Below are 13,863 nucleotides of genomic sequence, written 5' to 3' on the forward strand. Positions count from 1 at the left end.
TCCCCAGTGATCACTGCCTGACGATCAGCCGATGACCCGGATGACCTTGGCGCCGCGGCTGAGCATCCACTCGTAGCTGCGCTTCGTCGTGTTCGTCCGCGTCGAGCCCGCGTCGTACATCTGGCCCTTGGTCTCGGAGATGATTCCGATGTGACCGGGGATCCAGATGAGGTCGCCGGGCTTGGCGTCCTTGATCGAGATCTCCTTGCCGGCGTTGCGCTGCTGGCTCGTCGTGCGCGGCAGATCGATGCCCGCCTTGCCGTAGACGTACTGGGTGTAGCCCGAGCAGTCCCAGCCGTTCGGCGTGGTCCCGCCCCAGACGTACTTGGTCCCGACGTACTTCTTCGCCTGCTCGATGACCTTGTCCCGCTGCGCCTGGATCTGCTCCTCCTTCGAGGGCTTGTCCTCCTTGGGCGGCTCAGTGGGCTTCGGCTCCTCCTTCGGAGGCTCGGTCGGCTTGGGCTCTTCCTTCGGCGGATCCGAAGGGGTGGGCTCCTGCGTCGGCTCATCGGTCGAACCGCCGTTGTCGGAGCCGTTGTCATTGCCGTTCGCGTTTCCGTCGGCTGCAGCACCTTCCCCGGAGTCTGCACCCGAACCGCCATCGGCGGCGCTGTCCCCCGGCGGGGGCGAGTCGCCCGGCGCGTTCTCATCGACTGCGGTGCCCGAGATCGAGCCCCTGGCGGAGAACTCCGTCGTGCCGTAGCCCTCGGCCCACACGAGCTTCGCGCCCTCGAAGAGCTGCTCGGCACGGCCGTCCTTGATCACCGGGTTGGACTTCGGGTAGCCGAGGTGGCCGCGCTCGTAACCCTTGTCCTTCCAGTACTTGAGCAGGCTTCCGGTGGTGTAGGCCGCCCCGGTCTGGGGCGACCAGTGGAACGAGCCCTTCGAGAACGTCTGGTAGACGCCCCCGCCCTTGAGGCCGCCCTTCTCCGTGCTCACGGGCAGCCCCAGCTGGGTGATCGCCTCACCCTTGTACGCCGAGGCGATCGCCCCGGTGACGTGGTACGCGCCGGTCTTCTGCGACCAGTAGACAACGCCCTTCTCGTAGTTGCGGGCCTTGGCGCCGTCGACGCCCTTGACGTCGTACTCGCTGCCGGTGGCCTTGCCGAGGTTGTTGTCCGCAGCGTACTTCTCGATCGCGGTCTGCGGCGCCGGCTTCGGAGTCTCGGTCTTGTCGTCATCGCCGCTGTCCGAGGGCAGATCGCCGGACTTGAGGATGTTGTTGACGGTGTCGCGGACCTCGCCGAGCTTCGCGTAGAACGCATCGCCCGGGCAGTCGGTGCTGCCGAGGTCGCGGTGGCCGACGAGCGTCGACTTGCTCGCGGTCAGACCGTACATCGAGAACTTCCACGCGATCGCCGAGGCGACGGCGTCACGAGTGACCTTCGGCGGAGCCGAGCTGTTGTACGTGCCGAGCACCGAGATGCCGAAGGTGCCGGTGTTGTGACCGGAGGTGTGAGCGCCGACCACGGCCTTCGAGATGTCACCGTCACGGGCCTGCCACAGGCGGCCGTACTTGTCGGCGACGACGTTGTATCCGATGTCGGACCATCCGCGTCCCTGCTGGTGGAAGGTCTGGATGCCGCGGATGATGCCGGGAACGTCCTCAGCCGAGTAGCTGTTCGATCCCGAGGTGTGGTGGACGACGGCCTGCTTGATGCTGCTCGCGTAGCTGGGGCTGCCCTTGTACGACTTCGCTCCCCACGACTTCCGCGAGGCGATGTCGGGCTTGGGCACCTTGGCCGACTTCGCGACGGTGTTGACCTGCGCGTCACCGGGCACGTAGTTCTGCGTCGTCACCGTGGCCGCACCGGTCGCCGACACCGTCGTGGCATCGGTCGCGCCGGTGTCGGTGGTCCCGGTTTCGTCGACGGCGGGTGCGGTCGAACCGGACTCGTCGGTCGAGGCGGCCGGATCGATCTGGACGGGCGCGTTGTCCGCGACCGCCTGCGCGTCGGCTTCGGAGAACTTGGGGTCGACGAGGACGAGTTCGGCATCCGTGGGCGCCTTGTCGCCGAGGATGCGCAGCTGCACGCCGCTGGCCTCGTTGACGGTGAACGGCTCGGAGCCCTCGTTCTTCGCTTCCTCCTGCTTGTCCTCGTCGAGATCCTGCCAGGATCCCCACCCGGAGTCGCTCTTGACGCGCACCTGGATGCGGATCGTGCTCGGCGCATCGGCGAAGGTGACGCCGACGAGGCTCGGGTTCTTCGTGGGCACGTCGAGGACGTCGGAGATGAGCGCGATGTTGACGCCGTCCTCGGTCTTCTGACGCACCGTGCCGGAGATGTCCTCGTCGTCCTGCGCGTCGTCGGTGGGGGTCGAGCCCTCGGTGGGCTCCTGGGCGGCTTCTCCGCCGTCACCTGCGTCGCCGGACTCGGCGGGGGCGGTGCCCTCGGCCGGTGCGGGAGTCTGCGACCCCTCCGGGGAGGTCAGGCCCGCCGAGGTGGGGGCGACGGTCGCAGCGACCGGCTGAGCGCTCACGTTGACCGTCTCAGGCACCTGCGCGGCGGCCAGCGCCGACTGGGACTTGAAGATGTCGGGAAGGTTGGTCGCGCTCTGGTTGGAGACGCTCGCCTCGGCGCTGCTCGAATCGCGCGCGCCGGGGACGTCGAGTCCGTCTTCGCTCACATTGAGCGCTTCTTGGGTCACTTCCGGTTCGACGGTGGCAGCAAAGGCGTCCGTCGCCGTGACCGCTAAGGTGCCGACGAGTGCGACAGAGGCGCAGCCCGCGACTGTGGGCAGTATGTATTTCATCGTTACAGCCTTTTCGAGGAAGTCAGGGAAGTTCAGGCCCGGGAGTCCACTTCACCGTCGGCATACGGTGGGCGACCCCAACATCTCAAAATTGTTACACATTTCCGGCGTGTCAGAGTGGAAAAATAACGAATGAAGATAATTACACCGGTGTGGTTCCCAGTGTTGGCAGGCGACACACCGTGCGAAAGTTTTTTCGCCGGGACGTTCTCCGGTCGTCATCGACCGGGTCGCCGGAGCGTCACGGGACGTAGCAGATCGCCCGTGCGTCGGCCTCTTCGCCCTCGTCAGGAGTGGTGTCACCGGCCCCGGAGGCCGTCACCGAGGCACCGGTGCCGATGCCCGCGGACACGCCCGCCCCGACGCCTGCCGGCATCGCGAGCGCCTCGGTCTGCTTCTCAGCGTCCTTGGAGGCGGCATCGATCTTCTCGGCAACCAGGCGGCGGGCTTCGGCGAAGTCCGGTTGTGATGGTGTCACGCGCGGCGGAGTGAGGTCAAGCGACTCGATCTTCTGGCTCTTGACCTTGAGCGCGAGATCGACGAACGAGTCGACCTGTGAGGACGGGATGTCCGTCGACAGGGCTCCGGGGGTCGCCTTCGCGATGTCCTGGTAGCGGGTGAGCACCGTGGCCGGGTCGAGCTGCTTGACCATCGCCTCCTGGACGCACCGCTGCCGGATCATCCGCTCGTAGTCGCTCGAGAACTCACGGGAACGGGCGTACCAGAGGGCGTTGAAGCCGTCGAGCTTCTGCTCCCCGGGCTCGATCCACCCCTTGACCGGCCCGTGCTTGCCCGTCGTCGGGTCGACCTTCGAGGAGATCGGGACGCGTTTGCCCGAGACGATGGTGATCCCGCCGAGGGAGTCGATGAGGTTCTCGAAGCCCTTGAGGTTGATCATCGCGTAGTACTGGACCTCAAGGCCGGTGACGGCGGACACGGCGTCCATCGTCGCCTGCTCGCCGGCCCGCTCCGGGTCCTCGAACCGGTCCTTGTACTTCTCACCCTGCTGGAACACGGCGTTGAGCAGGCATTCGCTGCCGCAGTTGAAGCCCTGCGGGTAGACCGAGGCCAGGGGTGAGCCCTCGGCGAAGGGAACGTTCTGCATGTTGCGCGGCAGGCCGATGATGACGGTCTTGCCGGTCTCCGCATCGATCGAGACAAGAGACAGCGAGTCGGGTCGGATGCCGGTCCTGCCCTTGCCGGCGTCCGAGCCGAGGAGCAGGATGTTGTAGCGCCCGTCGACGGGCTTCGCGACCTTCCCGGAGGCGAAGAGGTCGCTGACGAGTCCGCGCTGGCTGTTGAGCATGTTCGTGCCCCACGCCAGCGGCCCGACGACGATGAGGACGAGGGCGCAGAAGGCGGCGAGGAAGCGCGGACGGGCCTTCTTCGACAGCGTCACCAGCCGGATGCGGCGAATCGTGTCGACGAGGCAGACGAACCAGTTGAGCCCGACGATGGGCACCCAGAGCGTGAGGAATGTGAGGATGATCGGGTTCGTCCCGATCGTGAACGCGAACGTGCGGTTGATGAGGATCGCGATGACGGCGACGATGAAGAGCAGCCAGCTGAGCGCGGTGATCGACAGCGAGATCCGCGCCCAGCGCCGGCTGCGGAAGAGCAGCTGGACACCGCCGGGCAGGAGGATGGTGACGAGAAGCAGCAACCACGCACGGACGTCCCTCGTCGGCTGCGAGGCGTACGACGGGAAGTGAATGGGGTCGATGTATCTCGTTTCGGCCACTGCCTCACCTTCGTCTCACGCGCTTCTCGCAGCAGCCGTTCGCGGCCGCGCCAGTGACCACTCTGCCAAAGCTTCGTCAGAGTCCACTGTGTTCATCCATTGTGTCGCGTGGATGCCGTGGATTCCCGCACCTGGGATCTGCGCATGTCGCGGCGGCCGAGTGATACTCCTCACACGCTGGTGACAGCCCCCAGCGGGCACGCCGACGCCCGCCGCCGACACGTCGGGCCGACAGCGGGCGCACCGGGTCTCAGCCGAGCAGCTGGCGACCCATGACGAGGCGCTGGATCTGGTTCGTGCCCTCGTAGATCTGGGTGATCTTCGCGTCGCGCATCATCCGCTCGACGGGGTGGTCGACGACGTAGCCGGCCCCGCCGAGGAGCTGGACGGCGTCGGTCGTGATCTCCATCGCGGCATCGGAGGCGAACGCCTTCGCGGCGGCCCCGAAGTACGTGAGGTCGGCGTCGCCGCGCTCGCTCTTCGCCGCCGCGGTGTAGGTGAGCTGGCGTGCGGCCTCGAGCTTCATGCCCATGTCGGCGAGCATGAACTGGATGGCCTGGAAGTCGGCGATGCGCTTGCCGAACTGCTGGCGCTCCTTGACGTAGCCCAGCGCGTAGTCGAGGGCGCCCTGGGCGATGCCGATGGCCTGGGCGGCGATCGTCACGCGCGTGTGGTCGAGGGTGCGCAGCGCGATCTTCAGGCCCTCCCCCGGGGCGCCGACGATGCGGTCGCCGGGCAGTCGGACGTTGTCGAAGAGCAGCTCCCGGGTCGGGGAGCCTTTGATGCCGAGCTTGCGCTCCTTCTCACCGAACGTGAAGCCCTCGTCGGACTTCTCGACGACGAACGCGGAGATGTTGCGTCCGCGGGCTCCGTCGGGATCGGTCACGGCCATCACCGTGTAGTACTCGGAGACGCCGGCGTTGGTGATCCACGTCTTCACGCCGTTGAGGATCCAGTCGTCGCCGTCACGGGTCGCCCGCGTCTTCATCGAGGCGGTGTCGGAGCCGGCCTCGCGTTCGGAGAGCCCGTAGGAGAACCCGGCCTCGCCGCGGGCGACGGGGGTGAGGTACTTCTCCTTGATCGCATCGTCGCCGCCGAGCTGGACGGGCATGCTGCCGAGCTTGTTGACCGCGGGGATGAGCGAGGACGAGGCGCAGGCGCGCGCGACCTCTTCGATGATGATCGCGACCGCGAGCGCGTCGGCCCCGACTCCCCCGTACTGCTCGGGGATGTGCGCGGCGAAGAAGTCGGTCTCGACGAGCGCGTCGTGGGCTTCCTGCGGGTACCGGGACTCGGCGTCGACCTCGGCCGCGAAGGGGGCGATCCGCTTCTCGACGACGTCGCGCACCGCCGCGCGGATCTCTTCGTGCTCTTCACTGGGCTGGTAGAGGTCGAACATCGTGCTCCTTTGACTGATCGATCGTTCAGTCAATAATTATTGCCCGAGTGCCGCCCCTTTGTCGAGGGCGACCTGGCGGAGGGCGGCCCGGTAGTCGTCGAGTCGGCCGCGGAGAGCGACCGCCTCGGCGTCGGTGCCGGCTGCGAGGATCCGTGCGGCAAGCAGTCCTGCGTTCTTCGCTCCCCCGATCGAGACCGTCGCGACGGGCACGCCGCCGGGCATCTGGACGATCGAGAGGAGGGAGTCCATTCCGTCGAGGTGTTTCAGCGGCACGGGCACCCCGATGACCGGCAGGGACGTCATCGAGGCGATCATCCCCGGCAGGTGCGCCGCTCCCCCAGCCCCGGCGATGATGACGCGCAGTCCGCGCTCGGCAGCGGTCCGCGCCCACTCGACCATGTCCTCGGGCATGCGGTGGGCCGAGACCACCTCGGCGGTCGAGGCGATGCCGAGTTCGGTGAGCGCCTCGGCGGCGGCCCGCATCGTCGGCCAGTCCGAGTCGGAGCCCATGACGATCCCGACGGGGACGCTCGCCGAGGCGGCCGCCTCGTCGGTCTGCTGCGTGGAGGTGGTCATGTCAGTCCCTTTCCTCGGGTGAGGTCTGGCGGGGCGCGGTGTCCTCCGCGCCCTCCGGGGTGAGGTCGGCCGGGGTCGGCAGGCTCGGGTGCGGGTCGACGTCGACGCCGGCGATGAAGTCCGCGGCGTGCCGGGCCCGGGCGAGGACGAGCGCGCGATCGGCGCCGTACGCGTTGACGTGGCCGACCTTCCGCCCGGGGCTGACGTCCTTGCCGTAGAGGTGGACCTTGACATCGGGGTCGTGGGCCATGACGTGGAGGTAGGGGTGGTAGAGGTCCTCGTGGTCGGCGCCGAGGATGTTGACCATGACCGAGACCTCGTCGCGGGCCGCAGGGCTGCCGAGCGGCAGGTCGAGGACGGCGCGCAGGTGCTGTTCGAACTGGCTCGTCACCGAGCCGTCCTGCGTCCAGTGCCCGGTGTTGTGGGGGCGCATCGCGAATTCGTTGATGAGGAAGCCGTCCGGGGTCTCGAACATCTCCATCGCCATCACCCCGGTGACGTCGAGGGCACCGGCGACGGTGAGGACCGCCTCGGTGATCGCGGTCGCCTTCTGCCCGGGCAGCCCGGGGGCCGGGGCGATCGCCTCCTTGCACACGCCGTCCTGCTGCCACGTCTCGACGACCGGCCACACGGCGGTCTGGCCCATCGGGGACCGGCCGACCATGACGGCGAGCTCCCGGGTGAAGTCGACCTTCTCCTCGGCGAGGAGGACGGGGACCTCGGCGAGCCAATCGGTGACCTCGGCGAGGTCGGAGATGACGCGCACGCCCTTGCCGTCATAGCCCCCGCGCGGGGTCTTGAGGACGAAGGGCAGGCCCACCTCGGCGGCGAAGGCCTCGGCATCGGCGAGGCTGCCGATCTCCGCCCACCGGGGGTTGGGCAGGCCGAGGTCGTCCATCTTCCGGCGCATGAGGATCTTGTCCTGGGCGAAGATGAGCGCCCGCGGTCCCGGGCGGACGGTGTACCCGGCGGCGACGAGGGCCTCGAGGTGCTCCGGCGGGACGTGCTCGTGGTCGAAGGTGATGACGTCGACGGTCTCGGCGAAGGACTTGAGCGTCGCGAAGTCGGTGTAGTCGCCGACCGTGACGTCGTGGATGACCTGCGCGGCGGGGGCGTCAGCGGACTCGGAGAGGACGGCGAATCTCACGCCGAGGGCTTCGGCGGCGGGGGCGAGCATGCGGGCGAGCTGACCGCCGCCGATGACGCCGATGGTAGGAAAAGTCACGCCTGCCATCCTATCGCGGGGCCGCTCCGAACGGTGCGTGAGGGCAGTCCTCCGGCTCCGGTCGGCTCCCCTGTCCGCAGAGAACGTCTCTGTCTGCAGGGAGCTCTGTTGTCCGCAGGGAACACCGATCCGGCTGTCGTAGGATGACCTCGGGTCGGCGACCACGAGTCAGGGACCCCGATCCACGAGACCGCGATCCACGAGATGAGGAGGGGCATGGGACGCACCCGGTCCGAGCTCTCCCGTCTGGCGAAGTTCACCGCCGTCGGGACGATCGCGTTCCTCGTCGACCTCGGCGTCTTCAACCTCATCCTCTTCACCACCGACATCGGCCCGCTCATCCCCAAGGTCGTGTCCGTGGCGGCGGCGACGACGGTGAGCTGGCTCGGCTCCCGGCACTGGACGTTCCGCGACGGCCGCACGAGCCGGCCCTGGCGCGAGGCGATCGGCTTCTTCCTCGTCAATCTCGCCGGGCTCGGCATCGCCGGCCTCTGCCTCATCGTCAGCCATTACGTCATGGGCTGGACCTCGCCGCTGGCCGACAACATCTCCGCCAACGTCGTCGGCGTGCTGCTCGGCAACATCTTCCGCTACATCATGTACAGCCGTGTGCTCTACCGCGTCCCCGGCACCGCCTCGCTGAGGCGGGCCATCGTCCCGACCGACGACAACGACGCGATCGACGACGACGACGCGACCGACGTCAACGCCGCGACCAACGACGGCGAGAGCGCCGGCGCCACCGTCCGCCGGGTCCCGCGGACAGGCGTCAGACGACGAGGAGCGGAATCTCGAGTTCGCGTGCCGTAGTCGCCCCGTGATGGCCGATGAGCGCGAGCGCCGAGGCTGACTCCGTCTCCGAATCGACGACGGCGAAGCCGTCGGTGCAGATGACGACGACGTCCCCGATGCGCCCGATGACCCGGGGATCGACGGGACCGAAGTAGTCGCGGCGCACCGCTTCGGCCTGCGGCAGCACGAGGGCCCGGTCCCCCAGCGTCTCCGTCCACGCCGCCGCGACATCGCCGGCGGCACCGGGCTGCGCGTAGAGGTGAAGGGCCCGCGGCTCCCCGCCGAGGTGGCGCAGACCGGCCTTGAGCTCGGGAGCGTCGACGAGGTCGAGGCGCGTGTCGTGGTCGATGTCGACCATCCCGTGGTCGGCGGTGACGATCATCGCGGCATCGTGCGGCAGGTCCTGGGCGAGCCGGGACAGGGCGAGGTCGATGCGTTCGAGCTCCTCGGTCCACTGCGCCGAGTTCGAGCCGTGGACGTGCCCGGTCTTGTCGAGGCCGCCCCAGTAGAGGTAGACGAGCCGGGTGCCCGGAGCCCGCACCTCGGCGAGGGCCTGCGCACACCGCTCCTCGAGCGTCTTCGACGCCCGGAACCGGCCCCCGCGCAGGGAAGCGCGGTTGAGCCCGCGTCCGGCGAACTTCGCCTCACCGAGGCTGACGACGTCGACGTCGGCGGTCTCGAGGCGTTCGAAGAGCGTGGCATCGGGCACCCAGGTCACGGGATCGACGTCGAGATCCCAGGTCAGCTGGTTGAACACCGCGTCCTTCGCGGGATCGAGCAGCCGGTAGCCGACGACGCCGTGGGCCCCTGGCAGCCGCCCGGTGGCGAACGAGGACAGGGAGTTCGCCGTCGTCGACGGGAATCCCGTCGACACGGTCCGCCGCTGGCCGGCCAGGGACCGGAAGAAGGGGGTGTAGCCGCTGTCGCGGGACAGCAGCTGCTCACCGAGGCCGTCGATGAGGACGACGATCGCGGTGCGCACCTCGCGGTCGAACCCGAGGCGCTGCGCGCGCAGGGCCGCGGTGTCATCGAGCACGCCGCCGGCACCGAGGCTGAGCGCCGCGGCCGGGACGACATCGGAGAGGAGGGGATTGCCGTAGTCGGGAGGAGCGAGCAGGCTCGCGGTGGGGGCCTGGTCCGAGGGGAGGTCGGCCATCAGCGCCGCGACCGGAGGCGGGCGTGGAAGACGGCGGCGCGCAGGCGGTCGGCGAAGTCGGCGATGCGGTCGACGGCGGCCTGGCCTTCGGCTTCGGCGGAGACGCGGAGGAGGACATCCTCGGCGAAGATCGATCCCCCGTACCCGTGGTCGCCCATGCAGTCCGGGTCACCGCAGGTCTCGGGGAACGCCTCGATGCGCCGGGCAGCGCCCCACGACAGCGTCAGCGAGACCTCGACCGGGGCATCGCCCGGCGCATACGAGGCGGGGTCGGCGAAGGTGCGCCCGACCATGACGGTGCCGAGGCGCTCGAGTTCGATGTCCTCGCTGCTCGTCACCGCCCGCGCCTTGCCGCCGGGGGCGACGGCGGGATCATCGTCGACGTGGGCGAGGAGGAGTCGGGTCTCGGTGAGGACGAACGCCGTGACGTGCCGGTGGATCGATTCGATGTCGACGTGGGTGTCGATGTGGACGAAGTGGCTGAGCACCGGTTCGTCGTAGAGGGAGTCGGCGAGGATCCCCTCGGTGAGCTGCGGGTAGTAGCCGGCCGATTGGAGATCGCGGACGAGGACGTCGGGTAGAGACATGCCCTCCATTGTGCCGTACTCGCACACCCGATCCCAGCCGCGAACGCACCGGTCGGGCACCTATGCTTGGGGTATGGAAGACTATCCTGCCGCGTGGGAGGCCGACGTCGTTCTGCGCGACGGCGGCACCGCGCACCTGCGTCCGATCGTTCCCGACGACGCCGAGGCGCTGTCTCGGATGCACGAGGCGCAGTCGCCGGAGTCGATCTACCTCCGCTTCTTCGCGCCACTGCCCAAGCTGCCCAAACGCGATCTCGACCGCTTCGTCAACGTCGACCACCACGACCGGGTGGCGCTCGTCATGACGATCGGCGACGACATCATCGGGGTCGGCCGCTTCGACAAGATCTCCCCGGGCACCGCGGAGGTCGCGTTCAACATCGCCGACGCCCACCAGGGCCGCGGGATCGGCTCGATCCTCCTCGAGCACCTCGCCGCGGCCGCGCGCGAATCGGGCCTGCGCAAATTCACCGCCGAGGTGCTCCCCCAGAACCGCTCGATGCTCCAGGTCTTCCAGGCCGCCGGCTACGAGGTCAGCCGCGGCTTCGACGACGGGGTCGTGGCCGTGAGCTTCGACATCGACCCCACCGCGCGCTCGCTCGAGGTCCAGGCCACCCGCGAGCACCGCGCGGAGGCCAAGAGCGTGCGCACCGTCCTCCATCCCGCCTCGGTGGTCGTCATCGGCGCCAGCCGCAAGCGCAACTCCACGGGCAACCTCCTCATCCGCAACATCGTCTCCGCCGACTTCAAGGGCGAGCTGTGGGTCGTCCACCCCGAGGCCGACCAGGTCGCCGGGGTCCCGGCGTACCCGAGCCTCGGCGAGCTGCCGGGCACCGCTGACCTCGCCGTCATCGCCGTGCCCGCGGAATCCGTCACCGAGGTGGTCCAGGAGTGCGCCGCCCACGGCGCCAAGGGCGTGCTCGTCATCTCCTCGGGCTTCGCCGAGACCGGCCGCGCCGGTGCCGAACTCCAGCGCCAGGTCGTCGCGACCTCGCGGGCGTACGGCATGCGGCTCATCGGGCCGAACTCCTTCGGCATCGTCAACGAGGCCGAGGACGTCTCCCTCAACGCCTCACTCGCCCCGTTCCTCCCCGAACCGGGCACCCTCGGCCTCTTCAGCCAGTCCGGGGCCCTCGGCACGGCTCTGCTCGCGGCGGCGAAGACACGGGGCCTGGGCATCTCGACGTTCGTCTCCGCCGGCAACCGCGCCGACATGTCCGGCAACGACGTCCTCCAGTACTGGGAGGAGGATCCGGCGACGAAGACCGTCGGCCTCTACCTCGAATCGATCGGCAACCCGCGCAAGTTCTCCCGCATCGCCCGGCGCGTCTCCCGCGTCAAACCCGTCATCGTCGTCAAGTCCGATGTCACCGGCCGCGAGCTGCCGCCCGGCCACGTCGTGCGCACGTCCTCGCTCGCCCCGCACACCCTCGACCAGGTGCTCGGCCAGGCCGGGGTGATCAGGGCCGACACCGTCCACCAGCTCTTCGATCTCGCACAGGTGTTCTCGACCCAGCCGCTGCCGGCGGGGCGGCGGGTCGGCGTCATCGGGAACTCCGCGGCCCTGTCGACCCTCATCGTCCAGCGGGCCCGGGCCGAGGGGCTGAGCGTCGAGTCCGCGACCGTCTCCCTCCACCCCGAGGTCGATGCCGAGACCTTCGGCGAGAAGCTCGCCGCGATGTACGACCGGGACGACATCGATTCCGTCATCGTCAACTTCACGCCCTCGGCCGGAGCCGAGGAGAGCGAGATCGCCGCGGTGCTCGCCGAGACCGCCGCCCGGTCGTCGAAGACGACGGTGGCCTGCTTCCTCGGCATCCTCGGCGTCCAGGACGAGCTCACGAGCTTCCTCACCGACTCCGACGGCAAGCGCGTGACCCACACCGTGCCGAGCTATGTCGGCCCCGAGGACGCCGTGTGGGCGCTCGCGCGGGCGACGGACTACGCCCGGTGGCGCTCGGCCGATCACGGCAACTTCCTCGAGATCGAGGACCTCGACGACAAGGGCGTGCGCGACATCGTCGACGCCGCGCTCACCGATGCGCGGCCCGGCTGCCCCGTCGTCCTCGAGCGCGACCAGGCCAGGGCGCTGCTCGACTGCTACGGGATCGAGACGATGCCCTACATCACGGCCGCCTCGGTGGACGAGGGGCTCGCGGCGGCCGAGACGCTCGGCTACCCGGTCGCGCTCAAGGCGGTGACGAAGGCCCTGCGCCACCGCATGGAACTCGGCGGGGTGCGGCTCAACATCGACACCCCCGACGAACTCGTCGAGGACTTCACCGCCCTCCAGACCCTCATCGAATCGCTCGGCACCGACGAGGAGCCCCTCGTCGACGTCCAGGCGATGGCCCCGCCCGGGGTGCCGTGCGTGATCCGCGCCGGCGAGGACCGCCTGCTCGGGCCGATGCTCTCGTTCTCGCTGGCCGGGGACACGACCGAGCTCCTCGGCGATGTCGAGCACCGCGTCTCCCCGCTCACCGACAAGGACGCGGGAGAGATGATCCGCGCGATCAAATCCTCGCCGAGGCTGTTCGGCTACCGGGGTCTGCCCCCGGTCAACATCGATCCGCTCATCGACGTCCTCGAGCGCCTCTCCGTCCTCGTCGAGCGCCATCCGCAGATCCTCGACGTCGAGATGCACCCGATCGTCGCGACGGAGACCGACAGCTACATCCTCAGCGTGCGGATTTCGCTGCTGGCGGACGCGACGCGGATCGATACGACAAGGCGCCTGCTCAGCTGACCTTGCCGAGACGGACCTTTAACGGGACAGAACGCGTCGGACCTGCGAATTCGACCCGATAAGTGGGAACCGACTGGCAGTTTGGCGCGTCTTATACCAATTCCGGCACCGAACCTGTAGTGTCTGATTCCGTTCCTCCATGAATAGTTATCGTTTTGTGCCATTCAACGAGAAGGTGAAAACGTGACATGGCAGTGAGCAGTGTTCGTCCTTCACCGTCAGCAGGCACCCTTGATCGGGAACAGCCGCATGAGAGCGAGGCTGAGAGTATTGATTTCGCGTAAAGATGTCGTCACGGATTCCGCGATCGCCGTCGTCGCCGAACAGGGAGTCCGCGGACTCACCCATCGGGCCGTCGACGCGATGGCGGAGCTGCCGGTCGGTTCGACGTCCAACGTCTACCGCACCCGCGACGCCCTCATCACCGGGATCATGGAGAGGATCGGCGAACTCAACGCCCGTCGCCTCGAGCGACTCCTCGACACTGCAGGAAACGACGAGACCACCCAGCTCGATGCCGCGGTCAGCCTGTGCATGGAGCTGCTGACCACCGACCGCAGCCGCTTTTACACCTCGGTGATGCTCGGCCTCGATCCCGCGCTGCCGACCGAGGCCGTCGCCGCGAAGCAGGCGAACATGGACCAGGTCGACGCCTTCGTCGCCCAGCTCAGCGGCGTCGAGCCCGAGCTCGCGAAGCGGATCTCGAGTTCGGTGCTCGGCATGATGATTACCGAGCTGATCTCGGGCACCGCGAGCCGGGAGCGCGTCGAGAAGTTCATCAGCGAACTCGACAAGTGGCTGCGCGCCGAATTCGCCTCCGCCTGAGCTGAGGTCCGCCCCTCTGCCCTCGCCGCACCCGGGTCCGCCCGTCCGGCCGGCCTGTCATG

At 68.6% G+C, this 13,863-nt stretch carries 10 protein-coding genes; 3 read left to right on the forward strand and 7 right to left on the reverse strand.

All coding sequences use genetic code 11. The features are described from left to right. Nucleotides 1-24: 24 nt before the first annotated feature. The 5 genes from ABD154_RS11025 to ABD154_RS11045 form a co-directional block, all read right to left on the reverse strand. Entirely contained in the window at nt 25-2,754 is a 2,730-nt protein-coding gene (locus ABD154_RS11025; protein ID WP_344251298.1) for an NlpC/P60 family protein, read from the reverse strand. Nucleotides 2,755-2,995: 241 nt separating this feature from the next. Continuing rightward, entirely contained in the window at nt 2,996-4,495 is a 1,500-nt protein-coding gene (locus ABD154_RS11030; protein WP_344251299.1) for an LCP family protein, read from the reverse strand. Between the two features lie 250 nt (nt 4,496-4,745). Beyond that, nucleotides 4,746-5,894, reverse strand: coding sequence for an acyl-CoA dehydrogenase family protein (locus ABD154_RS11035; RefSeq protein WP_198498375.1), 1,149 nt, complete (start codon nt 5,892-5,894; stop codon nt 4,746-4,748). Between the two features lie 36 nt (nt 5,895-5,930). Then, complete coding sequence (gene purE, locus ABD154_RS11040) at nt 5,931-6,470, reverse strand: 5-(carboxyamino)imidazole ribonucleotide mutase (protein ID WP_198498374.1); 540 nt, start codon at nt 6,468-6,470, stop codon at nt 5,931-5,933. Nucleotide 6,471: 1 nt separating this feature from the next. Further along, nucleotides 6,472-7,647, reverse strand: a complete 1,176-nt coding sequence (locus ABD154_RS11045; RefSeq protein WP_232623900.1) for a 5-(carboxyamino)imidazole ribonucleotide synthase — start codon at nt 7,645-7,647, stop codon at nt 6,472-6,474. 264 nt (nt 7,648-7,911) lie between these two features. Here ABD154_RS11045 and ABD154_RS11050 point away from each other — a divergent pair, with 264 nt between their 5' ends. Further along, nucleotides 7,912-8,505, forward strand: a complete 594-nt coding sequence (locus ABD154_RS11050) for a GtrA family protein (RefSeq protein WP_198498372.1) — start codon at nt 7,912-7,914, stop codon at nt 8,503-8,505. On the opposite strand, the gene ABD154_RS11055 is transcribed toward ABD154_RS11050, so the two are convergent. Beyond that, nucleotides 8,465-9,643, reverse strand: a complete 1,179-nt coding sequence (locus tag ABD154_RS11055) for an alkaline phosphatase family protein (RefSeq protein ID WP_198498371.1) — start codon at nt 9,641-9,643, stop codon at nt 8,465-8,467. The genes ABD154_RS11050 and ABD154_RS11055 overlap by 41 nt on opposite strands. Further along, a complete protein-coding gene (locus ABD154_RS11060) occupies nt 9,643-10,230 on the reverse strand; it encodes a DUF5998 family protein (RefSeq protein ID WP_137824148.1) in 588 nt (195 codons plus the stop codon). Before ABD154_RS11060 ends, ABD154_RS11055 begins: the two co-directional genes overlap by 1 nt. A 73-nt stretch (nt 10,231-10,303) precedes the next feature. Here ABD154_RS11060 and ABD154_RS11065 point away from each other — a divergent pair, with 73 nt between their 5' ends. Then, nucleotides 10,304-12,976, forward strand: a complete 2,673-nt coding sequence (locus tag ABD154_RS11065; RefSeq protein ID WP_198498370.1) for a bifunctional acetate--CoA ligase family protein/GNAT family N-acetyltransferase — start codon at nt 10,304-10,306, stop codon at nt 12,974-12,976. Between the two features lie 270 nt (nt 12,977-13,246). Then, nucleotides 13,247-13,801: a TetR/AcrR family transcriptional regulator gene (locus ABD154_RS11070; protein WP_198498369.1), complete on the forward strand. Its 555-nt coding sequence runs from the start codon at nt 13,247-13,249 to the stop codon at nt 13,799-13,801. Nucleotides 13,802-13,863: the final 62 nt, after the last annotated feature.

Source organism: Brevibacterium sanguinis (assembly GCF_039528855.1).
Taxonomy (GTDB): Bacteria; Actinomycetota; Actinomycetes; order Actinomycetales; family Brevibacteriaceae; genus Brevibacterium; species Brevibacterium sanguinis.